The following is a 26,472-nucleotide window of genomic DNA, read 5'->3' on the forward strand; positions in this document are numbered from 1 at the left end:
TGGCTCTACCGCAGCCAAGTCGGTCGATTTTTGGTAATGGTGTTTTATTATAGCATTTGCGGCTGGGTGCTAGCCTTTTGCTTGCAAGGAGCAAGAATTGGATGCCGTCTCGGAAAGTTCGCCCGAAGCTAGTCCCAAGTTCTCGATTTTACTTTGCATGATTTGGTGGAAGCTGGGGTTGTTAAAGCGTTTGGCAGACAATGCGCCTAAGATCAGTACCGTGCGAGCGGCTTCTGATTGGCCGATATGATAGAGTGCCAAACCCTCAGCATAAAATCCAGTTTCATCGCGATCGACTAATCGTTCTAGCCCGCGATCTTGAATCGATCGAGCCTGCTCGAAGTCAGTCATAGCTTTGCGGGTATCGCCTAAGTCATGATAGACGACGCCGCGATGGTAGCGAGCGGAAACATAATTTGGGGCAATCTCGATTGCGGTGGTGAAATTTTTGATCGCGCTATGTTTTAATCCAGATAAACTATCGACAACTCCAGCGATATAATTAGCCCAAAAATTATTAGGCTCTATCCCTTTAACTGTCTGACAATCTTGTTTGGCACGACGATAATCATTATGGCGGAAATGAATCCAGCTTCTTTGAATATAAGCCTCTGTATGTTGATAATCGAGATCGATGGTTAGATCGAAATCTAATAATGCCAATTCGAGATCGCCTAGCTCGACAAAAATTAAGCCGCGTCTAAAATAAGCATTAATAAATTTCGGATTTAATTCGATCGCCAGATCGCAATCTTTCCGGGCTGCTTCTCGATCGCCCAAACAGCGGTGAACTTCGGCGCGGTCGTCGTAGACTGGGGCTTGGGGTTTGCGGGAGATCGTTAGATTGAAGTCTGCCAATGCACCTTTGAGATCGCCCATTTTTTGGCGAGTTCGTCCGCGAGCGTGATGAAATACGGGTTGGTTGGCTTGTAATGAAATCGCTCGATCTAAGTCAGCTAATGCTTGCGGCAGTCGATCCAATCTTTCGTAACAGATGCCCCGATAACAGTAGCCATTGGGATCTTGGGGGTAATTTTTAATATGCAGATCTAAGCTAGATAAGGCAGTTTGATAATTCTCCAGCTTGACTAGGGCGATGGCATTCAACCAGCGAGCGGGAGCATTTTCGGGATTGCGTTCGAGGATGTATTTACAATCTGCTAAAACTTGATAGTAATTCTTAAATAATTTGGAGATCGTGGCGCGCTGATAGTAGAAGTCTAATTGGGCAGGATCGCATTTAATTGCCAAACCCCAGGCGGCTAAAGCACCTTCATAGTCTTTGGCTTCCAAGTAAATTTGAGCCATCCCACTGTGCGCTGCGGCCAAATTGGGATTCCATTCGATCGCTACTTTATATGACACTCTAGCCTGGGCATAATTTTTGGCAGCGAGTGCCTTCCGGCCACTTTCGCAGTATTTGAGTGCCAAATCATTGCCAGTAAAGGCTGGGGCATCGATCTCAGGTGCGGGTGCTGTCACCCGAGCTGACATCGTCGGTGTATCTACGGTTTGTCGAGCTACTTCTGGTTGCGTTGCGGCTGGCTTTGCTTTAGCGGTTGCCGAGGCAGTTGGTGTGGGGCGTGAATCGCGCTCTTGGGGTGGGTCTTTTTTGGCGGCAGGGGCAGTAGCTACCGATGGCTGGACGGTAGAGCGAGGGCGGATCTGACGCTGTAAAATTACGGGCGGTGCAGTCGGCGTATCGCTAGCCCAAGGATCTTCATCATCTAAGTCTGGGGCATAACGCTGTTGCAATTCGATTGATGTATCCTCAATCCCCCAGGGATCTTCACTATGTTCTGCTGGTGGTTTGGTAGCCGGAGTAGAAATACCTAAAATATCTGAGTCATCAGGTTGAGCGGTAAATTCTGGAGCGGTAGAAGGAGAATGGGGTTTTGACATAACCGGGGCATCTTTTTAAAAAATCAATTTAAGTAAATGTCATGCTGCTAGTTAATAACTTCAGCAATACTCGTTCCACTACTAAGAATCTTTACTCTAATAGGGTTGTACGTTTGGAAATTTACTGTGAATATTCTGCGGTAGTTTAAGATACATATCCGACACACAAGCATCGAGCGGGAACTTTTTTTTAATCTTAACTAAAGAATCGATAAATCGGCTCCGTATTTACACGACTATTTAGAATTTTAATATCCAGTAGCCGTCTTCTGAACTCTGAAAAAGTCTGAGGAAAATAGGCTGTCGCTTATCGATCGTCGCGATCGACGGCTATGGCGATCGGTACTGTGGAAAATACTGTTAACTACGGTTCGTTGCGAGAATCCATTTTAAAATTCATTTACTCCATCCCCAAAGCTTCGATCGTAAATGCGATCTGACGGTGAAAAACAGCACTTTTTAGCTTTTGGGCGACTAAGGCTGCTTGATGGAGAATAACTTTTGCCGTATCGGGTTGTCCCATATGATATAGAGCTAAACCTTCAGCATACAATCCCGTCTCATCTCGGTTTACGGTACTGTCTAAACCGAGATTTTGAATTTCTTGGGCGAGCGCAAAATCACTCATTGCTTTACTCTCATTCTTAAGATCGTGATGTAATAAACCGCGATGATACAGGGCGCAAATAAAACTAGGCTGATAATCCATCACCTTTGTCAAGCTAAAAATTGCTTCTTGCTTGAAACCGGATAGAGATTGCACTACTCCCATTAAATAATTCGCCGGGATCGAGTTGCGATCGAGTGAGAGCACGCGTTCGCAATCTTCCATCACTGCGGGATATTCACCATGGCGAAAGTAGATCCAGCTTCGTTGAATATAGGCATTAATGTCTTGAGGATCGATCTGCACTAGTCGATGATAGTCAGCCAATGCCGCATGAAGATTGCCCACTTCGGTATTAATCACTCCGCGCTGATAGTGAGCCGTGGTAAGCCGGGGATTCAAGCGGATAGCTTGGTTGCACTGAAGCAGTGCGCGGGGATAATCGCCGCGATTGATATAAATATCGGCACGATTGCTATAAGCTTGAGCCATTTCCGGATCGAGTTCGATCGCCCGATCGTAATCTGCCATCGCGCCTGTAAAGTCTCCCAACTGTTGGCGAATCCGTCCGCGTCGGCGATATAAAATTGCTAAATCATCCTCGATGGCGATCGCCCGATCGAGATCGATCGTGGCTTGGGTGAAATTACCCAATCGCTCGCAACAAATCCCGCGATAATAATAAGCGTAAAAGTCTTCAGTTTGGAGATTGAGGTACCGATCGAAATTAAAGATTGCCAGTTGATAACTACCGAGCTGAAAATGCGCACGCGCATTCAACCAGCGTGCGGAAATATCGCTAGGTTGCTGTTCGAGAATAAATTTACAATCGACGAGGATGGCTCGATCGTCGCCGAGTTTTTTGTTAATTAGCGCGCGCGAGTGATACAAATCCAAATTTTCGGGATCTCTATGGATGGCGCGAGTACACGCCTCTAGTGCTGCGGGATAATCTTTTGTTGCATAATACACTTTTGCCAATCCCCCATTAGCAACCGCCAGCACTGGGCTGAGTTTGAGTGCAGTTAGATAGTCAGCCTCAGCTTGTCGATAATTTTTGCGCTCTAGCCATGAATCACCTCTGGCACAATAAGCAGGTACGCAACTGGCATCGAGCGCGAGTGCGCTAGTATAGCAATCGATCGCGCGCTCGTGCTCGCCCCTGAAGGCACTGTCGTTACCCTGTTGACACAATTTTTGAACTTGGGTATCGATCTGCTGCTTGGGCAAGTAAAGTGTTTGTCCGGTTGTCAACTTGGTGAGAGAGTCCGACATAAATGGTAGATTTGTCAAGATTGCTATAACAGAAGACAATTTGCCAGGGCACAGTAGCGATCGCGGCTGACCATCGAAGTTCGATTTGGTCTGATTTGTCGCTCGAAATCCAATTGCGCCGACGGGTGAGATCGCAGGCAGAAGAAGAGCACATTCGACAAATCACCATGTGAATCGCTCCAAATCCGTACACTTTTGGAGTTGTGCGTCGCCACCGACCATTTCGGTGCGATTCCCATTCCGGGAAGCTGCACCAACGAGCGATAGGATCGCCCGCAAAAACTATCGCACTGCCAGAGTGTATTTTTAGACAAGACTTGGCTGGTCACTTACTTACTATGCCCAACGATAGATAAATTCTTGCTACTGTTGTGCTAGTTTTTCTAGTATTTAATTTTCACTCATCCAGTAGTTTGTAACCTTACAATAAGTATTTGGTACGTCGAATTACATTTAGCTATAATCACTTAAAATTCGTAGTCAGGATTTCCAACCTGAAAAACGCTCAAGCCCAGATCTCGCCACATTCTACACACTTTTGGTCGATCGTCGATGACGGCGATTACATTGTATCGATCTCGAATGTGAAAATAGTATAATTCTGATTTCAGAATATCATCTGGACGGTTGTCGTCAGCCGGACGCATGAATAGATCTTTGTAGTTAATATTGTGTTCTTTTAACCACGCTACAGTCAGGTCGTAGCAGACACTCGATCGACCGGATAAGAGTACGATATCGGTATCTCGTCCTAATTTTGCGATCGTCTGTGCCACTGTCGGATTGAGTCCATCTTCACCGACGCGCTCCCATGCAAACGGCGAACGACTCAGATTGATGGCTAAGGTACCATCGATATCGACTAAATAACAATCGGGTAATTGCGGATCTCGCGGTGGTGGCGATGCGGGTGCGTGTAAATAGTCATAATACATCTGCTCGATCGCTTGTTTCCCTACCGAATTCGATCTGACTAAATCGCGGCGGATACACTCAGCTAGCGGTACGTCAGTAAAATCTTGGATCTTCAGTTCGGCTCCATATTGCGCGGCTAATTCCGTCGCTCGGCGCAGATGGACGGGATTGAGATTGGTATCCGACCAAATTACCGAATAACCTTGCTCGAAGTAATGCTCCGTCAATAAATCGCGGACTTTAATAATCCGTTTTTCGCGTTTATTCGTACCGCTCAACTGCAATCTCAGATCGTCTTTGCACAAGTTCGCAGTCTCAGGATATTTCTGGATATATTCTTTCGCCCAAGTGGTCTTTCCGCTTGCGGGTAAGCCTTTGGTCAGGATAAGTTTAAGGGACATAAGGGAGATTGGATTTTGGATTTTGGATTTTGGATTGCGGATTGCGGATTGCGGATTTGAGAGTAGAGAAGAGCCTAAAGCCTAAAGCCTAAAGCCTAAAACCTAAAGCCTAAAGCCTAAAGCCTAAAACCTAAAGCCTATTCCCTATCCCCTAACTGAAACGGACGCTCATAGCTGGGTTTGATGAGTTTCCAGATGACTTGGCTGTAGTCTCTACCGTCTAACATCAGAAATAAGACGCCAGGATATTTCTGGGTTTGAAAATACATGGCTGTTTGGCGTCTGTCACCTAGATCTTTGAAGGCTTGCTGGCATTCGGTTTCAATTTCGCGATACTTTGTCTCTAATTCGAGTTTGGTATCTTTGACCCAGTTGTAGAATTCATCGGGTACGGAATCGAGAAACTGTTCTATGTTCTGGTTTTGGCTGAGGCATTCCCAAATATCTTTGGCTTGAACTCGGGTAATAATCCGATGCAGTCGGACATAATCGGCGAGTTTGTATTTGAGCCGAAAGCCATTTGGCCATTTGAGAATGAAACCCTCTTGGTTGGCTAGTTCGGATTGATTTGCCTCTACAGATTCAATCCATTCGGGTAAAGTCGTCGCTGGATAAGTTTGCGATCGATCGATCCAGTTTACCTGCGCTAGGTCTAATTCCGCGCCCGTGTGAGTATTAACAGCCGCTAATAAGACTAATCGCTGCGCCGTGCCATAATCTACAACGATCCGATTGCTAGGGTAAATAATTTCAAATAAATAGGTATGCGCTCGATCGAGTTTATCTAAATCGGCTGCATAATTAGCAAATAATACCCGTGCCATTTGTGCTTGTTCTGAGGCAAAACTGCCTCTTGACGCCACTTCCCATCGACCTTGATAGTAAAACAGAATAATTAACGATCCATCGAGCTTCTCGTAGATATCTGGTACGCCATCTGGCAGCCGACCCTGATGTTCGCTGAGATTAAAAAACTTTGGTAAAGGTCTAGCGATCGGGTGATAATTATCATCTAATACTAACCCCCGACAGTGCAGTGTCGCAGCCACCCAATAGCGATCGAATTGCGCCTTGGCGGTATAGTTATAAATCGTCAGCGGCAAGCTCGGATGAGTTTGGCGAGTAATATATCCTTGCTCGATCAGAGTCGGTAATAGACCTATCCGAAATATAATTCATGGACAAAAAAGGCACTAAAATCGTAAAATAGTATTTTAGCCATAATGAAAAATCCACTAGAATATATTGAAAACTATCCAGAACGAACAAAGCAAATTATCGGAATTAATTACGAGCAGTGGTCGGCATTAGTAGAGATTGCAAAAATTGAGGAAGAAAGATTAAGATTGGCACATGAAAAACAAAAGATTAGGATTAATAAAAAAGGAGGAGGGAGACCTAAAAAACTCACCTTAGAGGAAGAAATATGTTTGTGTGTATTTTATCTAAGGCATTTGCCGACATTTGAAATCCTAGGGTTGCAATTTAGTGTTTCCAAAACAGAAGCGAATGATACATTTAATTACTGGATAAAAATCCTGAGAAAAATACTACCATCTAGCCTAATAGAGGGAGCAAGAAAAGACCGAGAAGAATTGGCAGTGGTGAAAGAAATGCTCGCCGAGTATGAGTTGATTGTAGATAGTTGGGAACAGCCGAGAGAAAGACCTGAAGACAATCAGGTGCAGAAAGAATATTATTCAGGAAAGAAAAAGCAACACACATTTAAAGGGCAGGTAATTACATTACCATCAGGAAAAGATTTAGTCGATGTAGAGGTGGGCAAACAAGGTAAGACTAGTGATATTAGTATATTTAGAGAACAGCAAAAGAAATTTAATATTGAGCAGAAATTTACCGGAGACAAAGGATATCAAGGTGGTATTAATATCAAAATTCCTCAGAAGAAGCCAAGAGGAAAAGAATTAACAGATCTACAAAAAGAGGTGAACAAGGAAATATCTAGTGAAAGAATATATGTAGAACATGTCATTCGCCTAATCAAGATATTTAGGGCGGCCAAAGAAAGATTCCGGATGAAGGGGAATAAATATGAAGAAGTAATACTAACAATATGTGGATTAGTTAGATTGCGACTGGGAACATTGATTTTAGCAGTTTGACGATAGTAAAGAAGCTCGTAAATACAAAAAATACAAAATGGCAATTAATGGGCTAGTTTTTAATAGTAATTAGCTGGACTCCTAGAACTGATTGGGGAAACATATAGAATACACTGTGAAGTGTCTATCGTTCGGAACCTATGCTGAGTCTGCTACACAGGTTTTAGGATAGGTCTAATGTTTCGGGATCGAATGGTAAATTAGTCAAGCTACTTTAAATGTTAGATTTTTGGATACATCTAACTTACTCGATCGACCTTCCCCCCAGCCAACCTTCGATTTAATCGCTCAAATACTTGCCGTAACTGGGATACAGGCAAGAGCGATCGTTCCACTCAGGGGATACCCCGAACTATTCACAATTTAAGGTGGAGCCTCCGATTAAAATCGGGACTGGTGATGCAAAGTCCGCCTACGCGGACTGATTAATTAGTCCGCGTAGGCGGACTTTGCAACATTAGCGGGGGTTTCCAACCCCACGACAGCATCAACTATCAACTATCAACTATCAACCATCAACTATCAACTACCTTGGCACAGGCACTCGATCGATCGCACCTGCAATCACAGTATCTATTTCCAAACCATCTAATTGAGCTTCGGGACGTAATACTAACCGATGGCGCAATAAGGGGATAGCAACTTGTTTGAAATCATCGGGTACTACCATCTGACGTCGATCGAGCCATGCGGCAGATTTACTAGCATGTAACCAGGCAATAGCAGCGCGGGGAGAGGCTCCCAGACTGAGATCGGGGTGTTGGCGCGTTTGTTGAACTAGTGCGAGCAGATAATCGATCGCATTTTCGTTGACGGTGACTTGTTGTACCGATTTGCGTGCAGCCAGACAGTCGGCGACGGTGGCGACAGGTTGCAATTTTTTGGCGTCTACTCTGGCTCCTGGCTGAGTCAGTCGTGCGCTGGCTAGCAATTCGCGTTCGGCACTTGCGGCGGGATAATCGACGATGAGCTTAAATAAAAATCGATCGAGTTGCGCTTCGGGTAATGGATATGTGCCTTCAAATTCGAGAGAATTTTGAGTCGCGAGCGTCCAAAATAGCTCTGATAACACCATCGTCTCGCCATCTAGGGTAACTTGCCCTTCCGCCATTGCTTCGAGTAGTGCCGATTGGGTTTTGGGTGGGGTGCGGTTGATTTCGTCAGCCAGCAGAATCTGCGTAAAAATTGGCCCTTTTTTCAGGATAAATTCTTGACTCTTAAGATCGAAAATATTCGTACCCAAAATGTCTGCGGGTAAAATATCTGGAGTGAGTTGAATCCGCCTAAAGTCTGCCTGAATTAGTTGCGATAGTACCCTGGCAAGCATCGTTTTTCCAGTTCCAGGTACTCCTTCCAAAATAACATGACCGCCCGTTAGCAGAGCAATAAGAAGTTGTTTTGTCGTCTCTTCTTGTCCGAATACAACTTCTTGTAAAGCATTGCCGAGTCGATCGAATATTTCGTGTGTCATTTTAGGGGATAGGGGATAGGGGATAGGGGATAGGGGTTAGAGGAGAGGTTAATGGGTAATGGAATGGGTAATGGGTAATGGAATTTGGACGCAAGCGTCCTCTTATTCCCTATCCCCTATCCCCTATCCCCTATCCCCTAAGCTGTCGATCGATCGTGCGGACTTTTGTCAACCAGCTTGTTAATTCGGCAGGTGTCAGGCGTCGTGCTGCCGTGGTTAATTGTAAAACAAAGCGGAGATCTTCGGTCGGTAATTTAGTCTGATTTTCCCAGGCGGTAATTAATGTCTGTGGTTCTACCAATCGATCTTTGCCCAACCCTAATTTTTGTTGCCAAGCCAAGCGTTCGGCTCTACCGATATTTTGGACTACAAATTCACTGCTGTTGGCTTGGCTGAGGACTCCAGCAAGTGCTTGAATATATGCTTCGCTATTATCAATTTCTGGCTGTTTGGGGATAATAACTTTACCAAATCTACGATTTTGCTGCCACACTAATATTAATATACCCAGCAGGATATTCATTAAGACAACAATTAAGGGCGTACCAGCTAGATATTCTAGAGCATCGCCATCTGTTTCGCGATCGAGCGATTCCGTTCGATCTTGTCGAGCATTAGTCGCTGATTTGGGTTTGCGTTCTACATAGCCATGAATATATTCATCTACCAATACTTGCTTCTGCTCTTTAGTAACTAGTTCGGCGAGTAATTCATAATTCGGTCGAAAATCTTGATAGGCATTGGCTGCTAAATATGATGTCGTTGCTATATAAAGCGACCCTTTACCGATTCTAAATCCATAAACAACACTACCAGCACGATCTTTCAAATTTGCCTCGCCAAAAGCATCTTTAGGCAAGCCAATTCTGGCAAGATCGGCTCTAAATCTCCGAGTAGTTTCAATTCGCACATTGCCTTGAGGACTCTCTAGATCCGATCGAAATGGAATTTCCCAAGCTGGTGCTGTTACACCTAAAATAACGAGCGTGTTGCCACTACCGATCCATTTTTTCTGGAGATCGCTTAGTTCCAATCGTTCTAATTGAGGATTGACTTGCAGGAGTGTTGTTTCCGATTGGTATTGAGGCTCGCGTGTAAGTTGGAGAAACGATCGTTGCCAACGTTGGATTTTAATCCCACGTTCGGACATCATGCCATACCATTCACTATAACCATTTGCCGCGATACTATAACTCGATCCTTGCTGTCTGCCATCCCCACTCATAGCACTGACGATCGTAATTAAAACGATCGCGATCGTTCCTAGCAACAATAATTGCCAATACTGTTTTAATAACTTCTTAAAATCTGTCATAAATAACTAGTTATTAATTCTTAAGTAAGGCAACGCCAGTCGAACATGATAAGTATCATCTGAAATTACAAGCAACCAACTCCTAACTCTAAACTATCAACTATCAACTGATTCTCAACTTGTCGATAAGCTTGTTGACATCGATCGAAATCGGCACTTGAAACTTGTCGATCGCCAAAATGCAGTTGTTCGTGAAGCAATACTAAGACCTCTCCCACATTTGCAACTGGAACGGCACTTAATAGCTGAAGATATTCGCGATCGGTGCGGCTAAATTGATGCGGAATTAACTTGGCGTCATTCAATCTTTGCAGCAGTGCCAAATACAGCCATCTACTCGCTTGAGTATAGTCGCCATCTTGCTGAAACTGTTGGGACTGAGCTAGTAACTCTGCTACCGTGTAGACTTTTGCTGGCGAGCGATCTAACGTCGAGTTCGATCGATCTTTTTGTTGCTGCAACCAATTTTGCCAGTAGGGATAGATGATGCGATAGCCGATCCAAATGACTAATCCAGCTAAGATCAACCACACAATTTGGACTAATAATGGCCCCAACCAGGGTGGAAAGATATCGAGATTTAAATCTCGATCGTCCGATCTCAACTTGACTTCAATCCATTCTCCCAATTGCTGTTGGAGTTGTTCCAACTGCCATCGCCAACTTGTTTTTTCAGCCGCAGTGGACATATATTTGTGGTAGCTACGCTGGTTCGCAACACATTGTATCTCGTCCATCATATTAGATGGGGAGGAAATTGTACAACCAGTCAATTTGGAAGATGGGGAGATGGGTGGATGTGTAATGGGTAAAAGAACGATTCCCTCTCCACCTGTCTCTTGGTTCCTTCGTCTCCTCGTCCCCCCCTCTTCCCTGCTCTCTAGAACCTAAAGCCTATTTAAAGCCGAAGGGACGATCGAAAGGATAGAATAGCGATCGGAGTTAGCTTACATTCACAACTGCATCAGCCAATGAACGATCTCATAGATATTGACTGGGAACAATTACATCAAGTTTCGGAAGATGACCCGGAATTTGAATTAGAATTACTCACAATGTTGGCAGAAGATGTCAAACTGCATATCACAGATCTTCGCCAAGCCGTGCTCGATCGCGATGTAGTGGCGATCGCTCATGAAGCTCATTACATCAAAGGTGCCAGTGCTAATGTAGGCGTCGTAAGTATTACAGCACTAGCCAAACAAATCGAGCAGCTAGCCAAAGAGCAAACGACGACTGATACGGCTTCGCAGGGTGAACGCATCAAAATCGGGTGTAATTCGATCGATCAAAACTAGAATAGCTAACTCAATCGTACTTACTAACTAATTGCACTTATTACAATGCCAATTGAAACTAAAATCAAACATGAGATCCGATTAATTTAATTTAGTGTAGCAGAAAGCTCGACCAACTCATTAGTCAAGCCGAGATTAATTAGTGCAAATAAATTACAAAATAGCTTCTAAAAGTTCAGTTGAATATTCTTCGTCAAGTGTCGCCAAGAATCTCTTACTTCTAACACTTAACTTTCGACTTTTATTTTCACTAATTATGTTAACTGCTATATGTCGTAAAATCGCAAAATTAGCTGGAGCATTATCTTTCCTAATTCGACTATCATCTTCTTTAAAAGCAACATCAAGCACCCAGTGAAGAGAATTTTCTATCGACCAATGACTTCTAATTCCCTCTGCTAATTTTTGAGCATCGCTCTCTAGACTACTGATAAAATAACGAGTTTCTACACTCGTCTTTCCGCCGACAACTCGAACTGATTCTACCATGCCAATACTAGTTAACTTTTTCCATTTTTGCAGTGGATCTATTTGCTCCGCAACATCTGTTATCATTAAATAATTACGAATTTCTTCTCTACCTCTATTCATCTCTCTACTGTTGAAGCTACTCAGGTTGAGGTCTTTTCCCTGAGTTTCAATTGCTTGTTTAAATAGCTGCTTTACTTGTTTGTACAAGGTCGGTTGATTCTTTTTTACAGCAATTACATAATCTGCATCTTTTTCGACGATTTTTTTGACTATTTCTCTTTGACATCCCATTGCGTCGATGGTAACGATACATCCTGCTAAATCCAAGATTTGAATCAGTTCGGGAAGTGCTGTGATTTCATTAGATTTTCCTTCTACTTTCTTTTGACCTAATACTAATCTATTACTTGCAGCCCAGGCACTGACTGTATTAATTACACCTTGACCATTCTTTTCATCTCCTGAGTTTCGAGATTGTTTTCCATCAAAGGCAATTATTTCTCCTGCGGTTATTTTACTTATTCCTTTAATCCAACTCAGGAATGATTTATTAAATTCATCAGGATTAATTTGTGAAAATACTCTAGCAAATGTATCATGAGATGGGATTCCATTCGGTAGTTCTAGGAACTTTTCTAACCATTTTTTTCTGGCTATACCATACATTTCTATATCTATCCATCCGTCCGCCCCACATACTACAGCACAAATGGAGATCGTGATGATGTCGATTAGTTTATGTTTTTTTCCACGTTCAATCCTAATGTCTTCTATGTCGTCAAAGTGTTCTGCGATACTATGCTTAGGCTTCAGCTTCATTTTACATGATATTAGTTCCAAATCAACTTAACACAATTAATTAGCTAAAGCTATCGACGGGTATAGATTTCACATCTTTGATGAATCAAATTTACATCTAGTTTCTAAGTGTTTTTAATAATATAAGATTTAAGTGCGTTCACCCTGTACGGCTTCGTTGGTGGAGCAAATGGAGATCGATCTGGGTCGGTTGGAAAGTTATTTAGCAAGTAAGAATTAAATTATAGTCGAGCGGGTTGTTAACTAGGCTGGCGCAGACAGTTATAGTTAAATAGCAAATAGCAAGCTTGCAATCTAGGTTTTCAGCCAATAATTTGTCCATGCGATCTTGCCATCCTAATCGCTAGTGTTGTTGGGTTACTAATAATTATTGTTGGCTACTGTTAGCAGTCGATATGTCGAGATCGTGCTTTATACCTATCCTCAACTCTATTCCGGCATTCTCGTCAAACGATACAAGCGATTTTTTGCAGATATAGAGCTAGCGACAGGCGAACTCATCACCGCTCATTGTCCGAATACTGGCCCCATGACTGGAGTCTGTCAAATTGGTGCGCCCGTGCAGGTATCGTTTCACGATAATCCTAAGCGTAAACTAGCTTACACTTGGGAAATGATTGAAATCGATCGCGTGTGGATCGGCATTAACACTGCATTGCCCAACAAGCTCATCAAAATCGCTCTAGAACAACATTTATTTCCCGAACTCGAAACATATCAAACCATTCGATCGGAAGTAGTCTACGGTCAAAATGGGGGCAGCAGGATCGACTTTTTGCTGTCTGGTGGAGATCGATCGATCTATCTAGAAGTGAAGAATACTACTTGGTCGATCGGGGATATGGCAGTTTTCCCCGATACCGAAACTACTAGAGGTCAAAAACACCTGCGCGAACTCATCGATGTCATGCCCGAATATCGGGCGGCGATGCTCTATTTGATAAATCGCGGCGACAAGACCAAATTCTCTCCTGGCGATACTACCGATCCCGTTTATGGTCGATTGCTACGGACGGCAGTAGCCAAGGGTCTAGAAGTACTGCCTTGTCGATTCAATATTACACCTGAAGGGGTGGAATATTTGGGATTAGCAGAACTAATCCTCTAACTTATTACAGTTTTACTAACATCAGGACGTTTTGGATCGAGACCGATCCTGTTAATGGTGCTGGACCTGACATGTCTGAAGGTAAGAAGATCCGCGCGCTTACAGCTACTAGGGCAAAAAGAAATACTAATAAAATGAGGAACGGCGCGACATTTTGACGAAAGAAAGTCATAGCTTTAGGTACGCAGACAGAATTATGGATATATTTAGCGATTGTAACAAAAATTAACTTAGATATCTTTAAAATCTGGTTCTCGATCTAGTCCTCTGACTCACTTGGTTTGTATCGAACACTTTGAACTACGATTGTTCTAAGCATTGTCTATTTGAGAGATTACCTAAAAATAGGACGATCGCTGCGAGTTCAATTAACTAAATTAAGGAATGCATCATGAAGTCAATTTCTTCATACTTGGCAGTATTTAACAGTCGAAAAATGGTAGCAATCTTGCTACTTGGCTTTGCCTCTGGTTTACCATATGCTCTAGCTGATGATGCTTTTAGAGCATGGCTGACCAAGACTGGATTTGACGTCAAGACCATTGGTTGGTTGAGTTTAGTGGGTCTACCTTACTCGCTCAAATTTCTCTGGTCGCCATTAATTGACTATCTTCGACTACCTTTGTTGGGACGTCGGCGGGGCTGGATTTTGGCTGCTCAAATTGGGCTAATTGTCACAATTATGTTTTTGGCCAGTCAGATGGGGGTAATTGCGGGATTAGATGCCGCAGGTAAAAATAATGCCCTGCAATTAGTTTCGATTACCGCCGTGGCAATGGCGTTTTTAAGTGCTACCCAGGATATCGCCGTTGATGCCTACCGAACTGATGTCGTTAGCACCTTAGAAGTGGGAGCTGGCGCATCTGTGGCTCTGTTGGGCTATCGAGTGGCTTTACTGCTAACGGGTTGGATTGCCTTCGTTTTGGCGGATCGGATTGGCTGGGCATCGGTATATGGTGTCATGGCGATATTTTTGGGGATTGGGATCGTGGGTTCTTTCATCGCGCCCAATGAAAAAGCCCATGTTACCCCAAAAAATATTGGCGAAGCTGTCGTGCAGCCTTTTCTGGAATTTTTCCGCCGCTTGGGTACCCAACAAGCTATTTTAGTTTTAATTTTTATTGTGGTGTTTCGGCTCGGCGATGCCATGGTAGCTAAAATGGCGGTTCCTTTTCTCGGTGCCAAAGGGCTGACCTTTAGTGATACAGATATCGGGAATATTCGACAAGGGATGGGTCTAATTGCGACGATCGTTGGTACGCTGGCTGGCGGCTCCTTCTTAAGTAAATTAGGCATCAATCGCTCCTTATGGATTTTTGGCGGTTTACAAGCTGCGAGTAATTTGGCTTATTACGCTTTGGCCTTAAGTGGCAAGAATCTCTCGGCGATGGTAGTGGCGATTAATGTCGAAAATTTTTGTAGTGGTCTAGCTGTTGCAGGTTTTGTGGGATATCTAATGAGTCTATGCAATCCCGAATTTTCAGCTACTCAGTTTGCACTGTTATCCAGTTTGATGGCGGTAGGTCGAGATCTAATTGCTGGGCCAGCAGCGGGGGAACTGGCAACTAAGCTCGGAGTTGGGACTGACGTAGCTGGATTAACTGGCTGGGGAGGATTCTTTTTGGTTACGTTAGCAATAGCATTACCAGGGATGGTGATGCTGCTTTTCATGGCACCTTGGAATACGAATAGTCCTGAAGATGCTATCTCCAGGCAAGATAAGTAGGTGCTTAACAATCGCTAGTGTCATCGATCGACTCAACCCGCAATCTCAGCTTCAATAAAACGATTTTCACTATTCATAGTCACTAAAATACAATGTCCCCAAAACAGATCGCCATCATTATGATAGAAGGATACTTCACCATCTGAATCGATACAAATAGACTCAAGTGTCATCCGTTGCTGAAATTGTTCGGGTGTTAATGGCTCTTCATCTTCATCATCAATCCACGTCTCATTCTTAACTTGTAGCAACCCTTGAGCCGCGTACTCTTTAGCTAACTGGGCATAGTTTTCTAACTCCCCCACTAGATTAGTAGCCCTTGTAAGTGCAGAGGTTACGGAATTCTCTGCATCAGTTGAAAGCTGAATCGAAATATCCGATTGTTGAATTTTAAACTTTCCTTTATACCAGTCATAGTCTTCCTCGTAGCGCAGCACTCCTAATTCTGGGCATTCAATATCGGGATATTTCATTAATTTTAGGTGCTTGACGAGCTTTAAATAACAGATATTACCGATCGATTAATCCAATCTATTGCATAATCTCGATAGGCTGCCCAAATCTCCGGAAAACGACTGACATTAGGAACGTGGTTGACTTCGAGTAAATGCTTGGTACCTCGATCGGTCACGATATAATCGTTGGCGACAAGTTCTAATCCGAAAGCTTTCGCAATATTCTGGGTATCTGCTAATAACTCTCGATCGATCTCCATAAATTTAGCATTAGGAGCGTGAATCGACTTGAGCCAACTATCTCCTTCTAGTTTAATTTGCCAGTACTTATCCCCAATCAGGACGATTCGCACCGATTGTCCAGGGATAAAATCTTCCACGATACAAGGCTCGTCGCTTTGCCAGACTCCTTCAAATCGTTCTTTGTTCTTGCCACAATGCCAGTTACCCCATTTCGCAACTCGTTCGGCTTCGGTATGAAATTCGGCTTTTGGCGAAGCGTATCCTCTCAATGGCAACCCAAAGCGAGTATGTTCGAGGGCGCGAACTAGCCCTGGTAGACGCAACCGCAGATCCATCATCCCGCGCGGACTGGGCAAACAAGACCCACCCCATAATGCTAATGCTGCCAGAAATTCGAGATCGTCTTCATAAATACCGTGAAATACCACTCGCGTTACCTCGACTAAGCCAGGTTTTTGGCGAGATGCCACCAACAGCTTGCCATCTCTAACGACGATCTGAGGTAAAGCTTGATGGGCGACAATCCCAATGCCAAACTCTAGCGCAGACTGGATCTCACTGACCTCATGTTCTTCTAAACCAACGATACAAACTCTTTGAGTGACAGCCATATTCAGTAATTAATGCAGTATGTAAGTTTGAGAGACTCGAACCTAAATAACCACTCCTCTACCAATGCGTTAGGCTCGGCGGTCATTCTGCGGACAATCGGGGCAGAGATTTTCGATCGTCATCATCTCCCAGAAGTATACCCAGCCTCAGCCGATCGATAAACATTAGATAAGCTGATGACTCCCATCAGGGCTACAAACCTGAGAAAGGTTTACAAACGTTAACAATCGAGTTAAATTAGGTACATACATCAAAAACATTCCGTTCCACCAGGAACACAAGCAATCATAAAACCATGACCACAACCTTACAACGCACCCAGAACGCGAACGTCTGGGATCGCTTCTGTAGTTGGATTACCTCCACCGAGAACCGCATCTACGTCGGTTGGTTCGGCGTCCTGATGGTACCAACCCTCCTCTCCGCAACAATCTGCTTCATCATCGCCTTCATCGCCGCTCCTCCAGTAGACATCGACGGCATCCGCGAACCAGTAGCAGGTTCCTTAATGTTCGGCAACAACATCATCTCCGGTGCTGTTATTCCTTCCTCCAACGCTATCGGTCTTCACTTCTACCCCATCTGGGAAGCAGCTTCCTTAGATGAATGGCTATACAACGGCGGTCCTTACCAACTAGTAGTATTCCACTTCTTAATCGGTATCTTCTGCTACATGGGTCGTGAATGGGAACTCTCCTACCGCCTCGGTATGCGTCCTTGGATCTGCGTCGCTTACTCCGCTCCCGTAGCAGCAGCAACCGCAGTATTCTTAATCTACCCCATCGGTCAAGGTTCGTTCTCTGACGGTATGCCTTTAGGTATCTCCGGTACGTTCAACTTCATGATCGTCTTCCAAGCAGAGCACAACATCTTAATGCACCCCTTCCACATGCTCGGCGTAGCAGGTGTCTTCGGTGGTAGCTTGTTCTCCGCAATGCACGGTTCCTTAGTAACTTCCTCCTTAGTTCGGGAAACAACTGAAGTTGAAAGCCAAAACTACGGATACAAATTCGGACAAGAAGAAGAAACATACAACATCGTCGCAGCACACGGCTACTTCGGTCGGTTAATCTTCCAATACGCTTCCTTCAACAACAGCCGCGCACTACACTTCTTCTTAGGTGCATGGCCTGTAGTCGGCATCTGGTTCACCTCCTTGGGTGTAAGCACCATGGCGTTCAACCTCAACGGTTTCAACTTCAACCAATCGGTAGTTGATTCACAAGGTCGCGGCATCAACACTTGGGCAGACATTATCAACCGCGCTAACTTGGGTATGGAAGTAATGCACGAGCGTAATGCTCACAACTTCCCGCTCGACTTGGCTGCTGGTGAAGCTACTCCTGTTGCTTTGACTGCTCCTACCATCAACGGTTAATCCTGAGTTGAATTCGAGATAGATAAGAAACCCCCTCACTAATGAGGGGGTTTTTTCATAGGACACTCAGGTAATAAAAGTCAAGCAATTTGCAATATTGTCTAGTTTTTGTTACAATACTTAATAGCAGAAAAAGAACTGCTTCGATCGACTCGGTAAAATCGGACTTAATCGTAGGTAGTGAACCTGAGGATTGAACTAATAAATTTTAAGACGTTCGTGTGACGTCTGTGGAGAGAATCGAGAATGAATACCGATGAATTGCTCAGACAGTACGACAATGGCAAGCGAGACTTTATTCTGGCCAATTTATCGGATGCCTGTTTGACAGAAAGATGCTTGGTACAGATCGATCTGAGTCAATCTCAACTAATCGATGCTAACCTATCCCGATCGAATTTGCGGTGTGCAAATTTGTCAGCCGCTGTGCTGACTAGAGCGACTTTGTGGAGATCTAACCTCACCAGTGCGAGTCTGATGTCGGCCAACCTCAATGAAGCAAGATTGATTAGAGCTATTCTGACTGGCATTGATGGCGATCGAGCATCGTTACACAAGGCCGACTTACGCTTGGCAAGTTTACAAGGAGCCAATCTCAGTCAAGTTAATTTAGTCGGTGCGGACTTGCGATATGCCGATTTAACTGGAGTCAATTTAACTGGGGCAAATTTGAGCAGAGCCAACCTTACCGGAGCCAATCTCACTAAAGCCGATCTGCGTGGCGTGACGCTCGCACAAGCTATCTTAGAGAATACAAATCTATGTGAGGCATCTTTAATCGATGTAGATCTCAGTTGTGTCGATTTGCGTCATGCCATTTTGGGATAAATTAAGGCAGAGAGCAGAGAGCAGAGAGCCGAAGGCAGAAGGCAGGCTTTAGGCTTGAGGAGATAGGAAGTAAGAGCGACCAAACAGAGGTCAGCACCGATAACCCAATCCTGTAAATCCTGTAAATCCTGTAAATCCTCTCAATCATAGTCTGCCGTTAGGATCGACACAGGTCAGCACCGACAACCTAATCCTGTAAATCCCGTAAATCCTCTAAATCATAGTCTGCCTTTAATTGAGTGGGAATAATCTTTGACCGCTAGTAGGATCGAAGACAAATAGCCACTCGGTGGCTATTTGGATGGTTAATTGATTACCCAGTCGTTCGACAGCACGAGGCTCGCCAATTTGTTGCGACCAGTAAGGGGAGACGAGGAGATTAATTTGGGTAGAAGTGCCAACAATCTGCACTTTGAGTAGAGTTTCGCGCCCTAGCGTTTCGATGCTCTCAAGGGTGGCTAGCAGCGAATTTGGAGTGTCATCGGGGACAATCGACAGATATTCGGGACGAATGCCTAAATTGAAGCCTTGGCGATCGCGGAGCCGCAATCGATCGATGATGTCGGGGTCGCAGGAAATCTGTCGCTCGCCGATCTGCCAATACCCATCATGATAGCTAGCGGGGAATATGTTCATCGGCGGCGTACCCATAAAGGTGGCAACCATCCGATCGATCGGGCGATGATAAATTTCGGTAGGGGTGCCGATCTGTTTGATGTAGCCGCGATCGAGAACGACGATGCGATCGGCCAGCGTCATGGCTTCGACGCAATCGTGAGTCACATAAATTGTCGTAATTCCAACTTGTTGGTGGAGCTGTTTGAGTTCGGCGCGGGTATCGTCGCGCAGTCCGGTATCCAGATTGGATAGCGGTTCGTCTAATAAGAATACTTGGGGCGAACGGGCAATCGCGCGACCGAGAGCGACGCGTTGCTGTTGTCCGCCAGATAATTGTTTGGGTTTGCGATCGAGCAAGGTGTCAATTTTGAGGAGTTTGGCGATCTCCTGAATCCGGCGCGAGATAATCGATCGATCCGTCCCGCGCATTTGCATCCCAAATCCTAAGTTTTCGGCAACTGTCATGTGCGGATAGAGGGCATAATTTTGGAAGACCATCGCCACATCTCGTTGTCTGGCGGGGACTTTGTTTACCAATCGATCGCCGATATAGACACTGCCGCTAGTGGCTGTCTCTAAGCCAGCAATAATCCTGAGTAAAGTCGATTTGCCGCATCCCGATGGCCCCACCAGTACCCAAAATTCACCGTCGGGAATCTCGAAGGAGATATCGTCGATGCCGATAAATCTCTGCTCTGGCTGGGCGGTAGTGCTGGTAAATTTCCGGCTGATGCGATCGAGTTTGACGCTAGACATAGTTTACAGGCGATCTTTGCCGATACTATTTTTATTTTACTGCTGTTATTGACTGAAGCGGTTGGCAGCTTGGCAAATATAGGCTAGACTCCCTAAATTTTGACGACCTTGGCTGCGATCGTTCGGTCAGAAATTAACTTCATTTTCTCTAAATTACTACTACAGCGGATGCGCAATCCGGATACATCAACTGCGTATTGGTTGAATAGGACAGGATTGTATTTAAGGAGGTTTAGCAACTCTCAGTCGAGCGATGGATGAGTATTGAGAGAAAATCTAAAGTAGTATTAGAAATTGCGATCGAGTCTATCTTGTGATGGTTGGAGTAATGGTAAACATTAATTTATGATTGTTACATCAAGGCTCATCGGCAGTTTGTAAAGTGTTATCTTTCATCCAGATACCGCAGCACAAATACATCTAACGCATAATTTTCTGTAGCTCTGGTTGAAAGCGAGTGCGAACTAAATCGTTACTCACAATTCGAGTGCGGAATTCATGAGAGCGAGTGCAGCTTAGACAGCAACGTCTATATTTATATCGAGAATCGAATGGTGAATGCAGAACTAACTGTCGGACAACTAGAAAGAAAACTATCCCAAAAGCTCCAAGCCCTTTATAAGGAAAAACTCGGACACCGACCCAGTCAAATTACTTGCAAACTATTCGACCAAAAAGTTGTAATTATAATTGAGGATTCGATTACCCCTACCGAACAATTATTGCTAGCAACTGGCGACAACCGACTTGCCGAACAAGTCCGATCGAATTTAGATGAAGCGATCGCTCCTTACATCCGCGAGACGATCGAACAAATTTTGGAGGCAAAAGTGGAAGATTTGCTCATTGATGCCACCATTGAAACGGGGAGAATGGCAATTGTGACAGTTTTGGCAGACAATCCGATCGCCAGAAAAATCGAGGCGACCCCCAAGGGCAAAAAGTTACCTAAAGCTTCGGCGATACCATTTTCTTAACTTTTGCATGAGATGTGAAATCCTTGATGAAGTGGAGCGATCTGGCAAAGGGCAGAGGGGACGGGATGACATGTGTCCGATTTTCCGTTTCTTTACCCTTTATTCCTCAACAGGAGTCCCACGCGCCAGATTTTCAGGTTAGGGAGACCACATCATCGAACTCGGATCAGGCCAGGTAAAACTAAATTTCGAGCCGACTCCGGGAGTAGAATCGATCCAGATCTTACCGCCTTGAAGTTCGATTTTCTTTTTGGCGATCGCGAGTCCCATTCCCGTACTTAGGTTATCTTGTTTTAGCGATAATTTTTGAAACACTTCAAAGATCCGCTCTCGATCTTGGCGCGCAATCCCCGGCCCATCGTCGCTAATCTCGAACAGGTAGCCAGTGCGCTGCGGCTGGGCGACAATTCGCACTTTTCCGTCGGGTCGATCGTGATGTCTCACACCATTATCGATCAGATATGTCAAAACCTGCTGGAGCGCAACGCGATCGGTTCTGAGCCTCGGCATCGGGGAGGCAACCTCGATCGTAAATTCAGCCCCCAAACTAAACGAACCGATAATTTGGGTTAGTAGTTCGCTAACATTGAAAACCGATCTGGCGATCGGTTGTCGATCTGCTTGGGTATACGCTAGTAGATCTTGAATTAGCAACTGCATCTTGCGGACGCAGACTTGGAGCAGATCGAACTGTTTGCGGGTATCTGGCGTCAAGCAAGACTCTAAATCTTCAGCTAGCCAAGTGGCTAAATTAGCAATCCCTTTGAGGGGCGCGCGCAGAGCGTAAGAAGCCAGAGCCGTAAAAGCCGCTAGTTCGCGATCGCGTTGTGCGAGGAGTCCCTTAGTCTTGGCTATTTCTTCGCGCAGCGAGACGATCTCTAATTCTCGTTCTGGCGGTTGTGGTGCGACACTCTGTCGATCGACAATCGATAGTGGCGTTAGGAATAATTCTGCTGGTGCCAATTCGCGCTCTAATTCATCTGCTAAATCGCACTCGCGATTGGTTAGATCTGGCACGATCTCTACCGACGGCAAGTTGGCTGGTATGAGTTTGCGATCGAATAGATTTGCCCAATCACGTTCTCGATTGGCTAGATCTGGCAAAACCCAGATCGGTGGTAAGTTTGAATCCTCAGCTACGAGTTGGAGATCGGCAATGAATTTTAGATCTTGATTGTTGCCGCGAGCAAAATTCAGTAAAACCAAATCCGGCGATCGTTCTTGGCAGATCTCGAGCACATCTCCAACGCCACCGATCGAGTGTGTTGGCTCTGCAAAACTATGACGATCGAGAATGTAGGCACTATAGATGCCACAATCGAATGAGGAATCATCTACGATCAAAATAGTCAATTTCTGAAAATTGGTATTCACGGTATTATTTTTTCTGTAACTGTAGGTTTCAGAGGAATAGACCGGAAGTTATTAGAAAGAGTTGAAGCTGTTTCGTAATTTCTTGCTCTGCGATTGACAATGGAGCTACCGCAACTATTCTAGAAAAATTTGTAGATAGGGGTAGGTCGCTGTTTATTTCCAAGAAATGTAACGTTGAGTTAATTTCTGCTCTTAACTAGGTTACCATATTTGGAAAAAATTGACAGTCATCTACACTACAAAATCGAACCAGATTGATGCTTGAATGCGATCCGAATTGAGTTTATTTATTCACTAATTGCGTCAAGGTAGCAAGTAATTCTTGTTCCTTAAACGGTTTGGCGAAGTAGCCGCTGGCACCGAGATTCATCGCAATTTTGCGGTGTTTATCGCCACTGCGGGAAGTTAGCATCAACACGGGGATATTCTTGAGATGGGAAATACCTTTGACGGTTGCCAGGAAGCCATATCCGTCCATTCGAGGCATTTCCACATCGCAGACAACCGCTTGGGCTTGGAGACCAGCTTGGAGTTTTTCGATCGCTTCTTGACCGTCTTTGGCTTGCTCGACTAGATATCCGGCTTTTTCGAGCGTCAAAGCGACAAAGCGACGGACGTTGATCGAATCATCGACGACGAGAATGCGCGGTTTTTGGACGGGAGCTGCGGCAGGTGCGGATGGGGTAGAGTCATCTGTGCGGAAATTGAAATTACTGACACTCGGTTTAGGCACTGCAAAATCGCCATCGATCCACCGGATCAAATCAAGTGCATCGACTAGGGGCACGATCCGGCCATCGCCGAGAATCGTGCAGCCAGTAAATCCGGGCGGCATTTGGATATTACCTTGAGGTTGGCGAATGGTGACCTCTTGTTCGCCCCAGAATTTATCGATGACGACAGCGACAACATCGTGTCCTTGGTCGATCGTCAGGACAGTTTGACGATCGATCGTGGGGATTTGGGAAGTGGCGACCTGAGGACTAACGGGGGGTAAATGTAGATACTGAGCGGGTTCGATCAGGCGCATGGTAAAGTTTTCCCATTGCAGCATTTTTTGTCCGGCAGTACTGATAATGCGATCGGGATCGAGAAGGACGATTTCTTCGACGATGTTGCTCGGAATTGCCAGCCACAAACCGTTGACTTCGACGATTAAGACGCGAACGACAGAGAGAGTGAACGGAACGGTGATGGTAAACGTACTGCCTTTGCCGAGCTTAGTATCGACAAAGACATCCCCCCGCAGGGCGCGAATATTGGTACGGACGACATCCATCCCCACGCCGCGCCCAGATAAATCGGTGAGCTTGTCAGCGGTACTAAAACCGGGTTCAAAAATCAGATCGATCAGTTCGTTGTCTTTGAACTTGGCAATTTCGCGATCGTCGATGCCCATTTTCTTGACTTTGGCACGAATTTTATCGAGGTCGATACCGCCGCCATCATCTTTGATGGTAATCACGGTTTGGTTACCGCGATAGGTCGCACTAATTTCGATCGTGCCCATATCTGGTTTATTATTGGCCCGACGGACGGCACTGGGTTCGATACCATGATCGAAGGCATTGCGGACTAGATGCATCAACGGGTCGTTGAGAGCTTCGAGGATACTGCGCTCGATTAAGGTCGTACCGCCTTTGAGCTGGAGATCGATCGGTTTGGCATGTTCGATCGACAGGTTCCGAATCGCTCTGGGAAAGCGATTGAACAGTTCGGAGATCGGGCGCATCCGCACTTGCGTTAAGCCCGTTTGGAGCTGTTTGGCCGTCCGATTGAGATCGCGGTTGGTACGCTCGGTATCGTTGAGCTGGAGATCGAGGTCGGTGGTGAGTTCTTCGATTTGGACGATATTGTCCATCACTTCCTGAGAGAGGATGTGCAAATCGCTATATCGATCGAATTCCAGGATATCTAGTTGACTGGTAAAGTTGGCCGAAAGGCTAGCCTCTTCTTGAATCCAAGTTGCTGCCGGATCTCGATTTGTGGTATTGCTAATGCTACTGCTAATGTCATAAGCTTCGGCCAGCTTGAAGTTGGACTGCTCTAGTTGTTTGACTTTGGCTTGGAGATTGAGAACTAATTGGCGCAGTGCTTGAAGATTGAGATTTAGACCATTACGATCGATCGTCAGTTCGCCAAATAAGTCGCCAATTTCTTCGAGTTGTTTGGTGGCGACCCGAATGCTTTGTTCGACTGCTGGAGCTGTGGATTTGGAGCTGGCGAGGCCAGATTTGTCGCTGTTGTGGTGGGGGAGATCGTCGATGACTTCCGGTGCGGCATCCAAAGCACTGAGAAGATCTGCGGCTTCTTGCGCGAGCCGATCTGATTTGGGTTTGGGATCGATCTTAAATACAGCAGATGAGATATCGGTGGGACTATCTTCTGCTAAAAAGCCAGATAGAGCTGATAATAACTCTGGCGCATCGGTATCGATCGAGAGATCGCCACTGAGGTCGAGCATCTCAAAAGCATCGACGATCTCTGATTCTGGGTCGGGGACGAGCGTGATTTGGGTGTGGATCGAGGAATATTGTTCGCTGGTGTCGAGTTCTTCGATCGTAATGCTATTGGCGATCGTGTCAAAGTTCGCTGCTTTGACGATCGACAGATCTTCGCCGCTGAATCCAGCCGATTTTTGCTCGTTGGTCTCGAATTGGTCTAGCTCGCTACTGTCGGTGATTGTCGAGAATGCTGGCGGTGTCAACGTATTTACATCGCCAAAGGGATCGGTCAAGGTCGGCAGATCGTTCGCACTCATATGCTCTTCAAAGAGCATCGCATATTCGCTGGCTGCCCCAGGATCGCCACCGAGATCGGCCAGTGTCACTGGCGGATCGAATGCAAAATCTTGGAGGTCGATGGAGTCGCGATCGGTTGTTGCTGGCTGAACCTCAAAATCGTTCCATTCGGGAATGGTTTCCGCATCGCTTAGAGCCATGATGCCCGAACCAGGTAGCTCGATTTCGCTGGGCAGATTGGTAGTTTGCCCGATTAAAACCATTGCTTGAGTGCGTCGCCAAGCCGCTAAAGCTAGTGCGGCGATCGATCTCAATTGATGGGGTTGGGACTTGAGATGATGGAGGATCGACGCCGATAAGCTGCCTAAAGCAGGCAATTCGACCATTTCGGCCAATCCGCCCAAATCTTCAGCACCGATCGTCAGCTCGTCATACAAGCTGCTGGAGTCTTCGCCATTGACAGATATTTCTAATTGTGCGATTACACGCTCTACTTCAGTCTCGAACAAAAAGGTGAGGACATCTTCACCCGATTCTGAGGCAAGCATATTCGCTTCATCTTCAGGATTGAATTCGCCCAATCGCTCTCTGAGGCTGGCAAACAGCGGCTCCACCTCAGTCTGTAACCAATCGGGCGCGGCATCTTGCCCCTGACGATTGAGCGCGACGATCTGCCGCAACTTATCGATCGTCGCTAGCATTAATTGCTCGACGCGAGCATCGGCTGGCTCGGATTTACCATACTGGATAATCTTGAAATAATCCTCCAGATGGTGCCCCAAACCAGCTAGGGTCGTATATCCCATCATCGCGGCACCACCTTTGATCGAGTGTGCCGCCCGCAGCAACGCGTCCAACTGCTTGCCTGTGACTTTACCAGTACCCAGTCCCAGCAGTCCCGATTCGATCGTATCTAAATAATCCGTCGCTTCGTCCAAAAACTGGAGTTTGACTTGTTGTTCTTGATCTGAAGTAATCATCTAGGGTTAGGGTTTAGTAAGGCTCTAGGGAGAAGGGAGGCTTTAGGCTTTAGGCTTTAGGGCGGAGGGAGGCTTTAGG

21 protein-coding genes are annotated in these 26,472 nt (G+C 45.4%); 7 read left to right on the plus strand and 14 right to left on the minus strand.

Annotated elements, in window-relative coordinates:
* Positions 1-69 precede the first annotated feature (69 nt).
* From CHA6605_RS21045 to CHA6605_RS21065, 4 genes are all read right to left on the minus strand, one after another.
* Positions 70-1,902, minus strand: coding sequence for a tetratricopeptide repeat protein (locus CHA6605_RS21045; RefSeq protein WP_015161407.1), 1,833 nt, complete (start codon positions 1,900-1,902; stop codon positions 70-72).
* A gap of 400 nt (positions 1,903-2,302) precedes the next feature.
* Positions 2,303-3,784 (minus strand): tetratricopeptide repeat protein, encoded by a 1,482-nt coding sequence (locus CHA6605_RS21050; RefSeq protein WP_015161408.1) that lies wholly within the window; start codon positions 3,782-3,784, stop codon positions 2,303-2,305.
* Positions 3,785-4,251: 467 nt separating this feature from the next.
* Positions 4,252-5,100, minus strand: coding sequence for a phosphatase domain-containing protein (locus tag CHA6605_RS21060; RefSeq protein WP_015161409.1), 849 nt, complete (start codon positions 5,098-5,100; stop codon positions 4,252-4,254).
* Between the two features lie 137 nt (positions 5,101-5,237).
* On the minus strand, positions 5,238-6,203 hold the full coding sequence (locus CHA6605_RS21065; RefSeq protein ID WP_015161410.1) for an RNA ligase: 966 nt from the start codon (positions 6,201-6,203) through the stop codon (positions 5,238-5,240).
* A gap of 120 nt (positions 6,204-6,323) precedes the next feature.
* Between CHA6605_RS21065 and CHA6605_RS21070 the strand changes: the two genes are divergently transcribed.
* Entirely contained in the window at positions 6,324-7,223 is a 900-nt protein-coding gene (locus CHA6605_RS21070) for a transposase family protein (RefSeq protein ID WP_015157789.1), read from the plus strand.
* A gap of 526 nt (positions 7,224-7,749) precedes the next feature.
* Here the strand turns inward: CHA6605_RS21070 and CHA6605_RS21075 are convergent.
* The 3 genes from CHA6605_RS21075 to CHA6605_RS21085 form a co-directional block, all read right to left on the minus strand.
* Entirely contained in the window at positions 7,750-8,694 is a 945-nt protein-coding gene (locus tag CHA6605_RS21075; RefSeq protein ID WP_015161411.1) for an AAA family ATPase, read from the minus strand.
* 130 nt (positions 8,695-8,824) lie between these two features.
* Positions 8,825-10,009, minus strand: a complete 1,185-nt coding sequence (locus tag CHA6605_RS21080) for a DUF4350 domain-containing protein (protein ID WP_015161412.1) — start codon at positions 10,007-10,009, stop codon at positions 8,825-8,827.
* 65 nt (positions 10,010-10,074) lie between these two features.
* On the minus strand, positions 10,075-10,749 hold the full coding sequence (locus CHA6605_RS21085; protein WP_015161413.1) for a DUF4129 domain-containing protein: 675 nt from the start codon (positions 10,747-10,749) through the stop codon (positions 10,075-10,077).
* Positions 10,750-10,980: 231 nt separating this feature from the next.
* On the opposite strand from CHA6605_RS21085, the gene CHA6605_RS21090 reads away from it, so the two are divergent.
* A complete protein-coding gene (locus CHA6605_RS21090; protein ID WP_041548362.1) occupies positions 10,981-11,307 on the plus strand; it encodes an Hpt domain-containing protein in 327 nt (108 codons plus the stop codon).
* Between the two features lie 153 nt (positions 11,308-11,460).
* Here the strand turns inward: CHA6605_RS21090 and CHA6605_RS21095 are convergent, their stop codons facing one another.
* Positions 11,461-12,597: an ISAs1 family transposase gene (locus CHA6605_RS21095; RefSeq protein WP_015157748.1), complete on the minus strand. Its 1,137-nt coding sequence runs from the start codon at positions 12,595-12,597 to the stop codon at positions 11,461-11,463.
* Between the two features lie 373 nt (positions 12,598-12,970).
* On the opposite strand from CHA6605_RS21095, the gene sfsA reads away from it, so the two are divergent.
* Complete coding sequence (gene sfsA / locus CHA6605_RS21100) at positions 12,971-13,705, plus strand: DNA/RNA nuclease SfsA (protein WP_157260055.1); 735 nt, start codon at positions 12,971-12,973, stop codon at positions 13,703-13,705.
* A gap of 4 nt (positions 13,706-13,709) precedes the next feature.
* On the opposite strand, the gene CHA6605_RS35185 is transcribed toward sfsA, so the two are convergent.
* Entirely contained in the window at positions 13,710-13,877 is a 168-nt protein-coding gene (locus tag CHA6605_RS35185) for a hypothetical protein (RefSeq protein ID WP_015161415.1), read from the minus strand.
* Positions 13,878-14,096: 219 nt separating this feature from the next.
* Between CHA6605_RS35185 and CHA6605_RS21105 the strand changes: the two genes are divergently transcribed.
* The gene (locus tag CHA6605_RS21105; RefSeq protein ID WP_015161416.1) at positions 14,097-15,431 is read left to right on the plus strand and encodes an AmpG family muropeptide MFS transporter; all 1,335 of its coding nucleotides are present in this window, start codon (positions 14,097-14,099) and stop codon (positions 15,429-15,431) included.
* A 32-nt stretch (positions 15,432-15,463) separates the two neighbouring features.
* Here CHA6605_RS21105 and CHA6605_RS31900 read toward each other — a convergent pair whose 3' ends face one another.
* Entirely contained in the window at positions 15,464-15,904 is a 441-nt protein-coding gene (locus CHA6605_RS31900; protein ID WP_051038951.1) for a DUF2262 domain-containing protein, read from the minus strand.
* Positions 15,905-15,927: 23 nt separating this feature from the next.
* Positions 15,928-16,740 carry an ATP-grasp domain-containing protein gene (locus tag CHA6605_RS21115; protein WP_015161417.1) on the minus strand — a complete coding sequence of 271 codons (813 nt, stop codon included), beginning with the start codon at positions 16,738-16,740 and terminating at the stop codon, positions 15,928-15,930.
* A 296-nt stretch (positions 16,741-17,036) separates the two neighbouring features.
* Here CHA6605_RS21115 and psbA point away from each other — a divergent pair, with 296 nt between their 5' ends.
* The gene (gene psbA / locus CHA6605_RS21120; RefSeq protein ID WP_015161418.1) at positions 17,037-18,119 is read left to right on the plus strand and encodes a photosystem II q(b) protein; all 1,083 of its coding nucleotides are present in this window, start codon (positions 17,037-17,039) and stop codon (positions 18,117-18,119) included.
* Positions 18,120-18,365: 246 nt separating this feature from the next.
* The gene (locus CHA6605_RS21125; protein WP_015161419.1) at positions 18,366-18,947 is read left to right on the plus strand and encodes a pentapeptide repeat-containing protein; all 582 of its coding nucleotides are present in this window, start codon (positions 18,366-18,368) and stop codon (positions 18,945-18,947) included.
* A gap of 231 nt (positions 18,948-19,178) precedes the next feature.
* On the opposite strand, the gene CHA6605_RS21130 is transcribed toward CHA6605_RS21125, so the two are convergent.
* Positions 19,179-20,321, minus strand: a complete 1,143-nt coding sequence (locus CHA6605_RS21130) for an ABC transporter ATP-binding protein (RefSeq protein WP_015161420.1) — start codon at positions 20,319-20,321, stop codon at positions 19,179-19,181.
* A gap of 551 nt (positions 20,322-20,872) precedes the next feature.
* On the opposite strand from CHA6605_RS21130, the gene CHA6605_RS21135 reads away from it, so the two are divergent.
* Complete coding sequence (locus tag CHA6605_RS21135) at positions 20,873-21,298, plus strand: Na-translocating system protein MpsC family protein (protein WP_015161421.1); 426 nt, start codon at positions 20,873-20,875, stop codon at positions 21,296-21,298.
* Between the two features lie 138 nt (positions 21,299-21,436).
* On the opposite strand, the gene CHA6605_RS31905 is transcribed toward CHA6605_RS21135, so the two are convergent.
* A complete protein-coding gene (locus CHA6605_RS31905; protein ID WP_015161422.1) occupies positions 21,437-22,672 on the minus strand; it encodes an ATP-binding protein in 1,236 nt (411 codons plus the stop codon).
* A gap of 283 nt (positions 22,673-22,955) precedes the next feature.
* Positions 22,956-26,393, minus strand: a complete 3,438-nt coding sequence (locus CHA6605_RS21145) for a hybrid sensor histidine kinase/response regulator (protein ID WP_015161423.1) — start codon at positions 26,391-26,393, stop codon at positions 22,956-22,958.
* Between the last annotated feature and the right edge of the window lie 79 nt (positions 26,394-26,472).

The organism is Chamaesiphon minutus PCC 6605 (genome assembly GCF_000317145.1).
Lineage (GTDB): Bacteria > Cyanobacteriota > Cyanobacteriia > Cyanobacteriales > Chamaesiphonaceae > Chamaesiphon > Chamaesiphon minutus.

Coding starts and splice junctions, on each gene's coding strand:
- CHA6605_RS21125 (WP_015161419.1), top strand. CDS start 18,366: ATGAATACCGATGAATTGCTCAGACAGTACGACAATGGCAAGCGAGAC.
- CHA6605_RS31900 (WP_051038951.1), bottom strand. CDS start 15,904: ATGAAATATCCCGATATTGAATGCCCAGAATTAGGAGTGCTGCGCTAC.
- CHA6605_RS21060 (WP_015161409.1), bottom strand. CDS start 5,100: ATGTCCCTTAAACTTATCCTGACCAAAGGCTTACCCGCAAGCGGAAAG.
- CHA6605_RS21085 (WP_015161413.1), bottom strand. CDS start 10,749: ATGATGGACGAGATACAATGTGTTGCGAACCAGCGTAGCTACCACAAA.
- CHA6605_RS21095 (WP_015157748.1), bottom strand. CDS start 12,597: ATGAAGCTGAAGCCTAAGCATAGTATCGCAGAACACTTTGACGACATA.
- CHA6605_RS21070 (WP_015157789.1), top strand. CDS start 6,324: ATGAAAAATCCACTAGAATATATTGAAAACTATCCAGAACGAACAAAG.
- CHA6605_RS21115 (WP_015161417.1), bottom strand. CDS start 16,740: ATGGCTGTCACTCAAAGAGTTTGTATCGTTGGTTTAGAAGAACATGAG.
- CHA6605_RS21135 (WP_015161421.1), top strand. CDS start 20,873: ATGGTGAATGCAGAACTAACTGTCGGACAACTAGAAAGAAAACTATCC.
- CHA6605_RS21090 (WP_041548362.1), top strand. CDS start 10,981: ATGAACGATCTCATAGATATTGACTGGGAACAATTACATCAAGTTTCG.
- CHA6605_RS21075 (WP_015161411.1), bottom strand. CDS start 8,694: ATGACACACGAAATATTCGATCGACTCGGCAATGCTTTACAAGAAGTT.
- CHA6605_RS21080 (WP_015161412.1), bottom strand. CDS start 10,009: ATGACAGATTTTAAGAAGTTATTAAAACAGTATTGGCAATTATTGTTG.
- CHA6605_RS21050 (WP_015161408.1), bottom strand. CDS start 3,784: ATGTCGGACTCTCTCACCAAGTTGACAACCGGACAAACACTTTACTTG.
- psbA (WP_015161418.1), top strand. CDS start 17,037: ATGACCACAACCTTACAACGCACCCAGAACGCGAACGTCTGGGATCGC.
- CHA6605_RS21105 (WP_015161416.1), top strand. CDS start 14,097: ATGAAGTCAATTTCTTCATACTTGGCAGTATTTAACAGTCGAAAAATG.
- CHA6605_RS21045 (WP_015161407.1), bottom strand. CDS start 1,902: ATGTCAAAACCCCATTCTCCTTCTACCGCTCCAGAATTTACCGCTCAA.
- CHA6605_RS21130 (WP_015161420.1), bottom strand. CDS start 20,321: ATGTCTAGCGTCAAACTCGATCGCATCAGCCGGAAATTTACCAGCACT.
- CHA6605_RS35185 (WP_015161415.1), bottom strand. CDS start 13,877: ATGACTTTCTTTCGTCAAAATGTCGCGCCGTTCCTCATTTTATTAGTA.
- CHA6605_RS21145 (WP_015161423.1), bottom strand. CDS start 26,393: ATGATTACTTCAGATCAAGAACAACAAGTCAAACTCCAGTTTTTGGAC.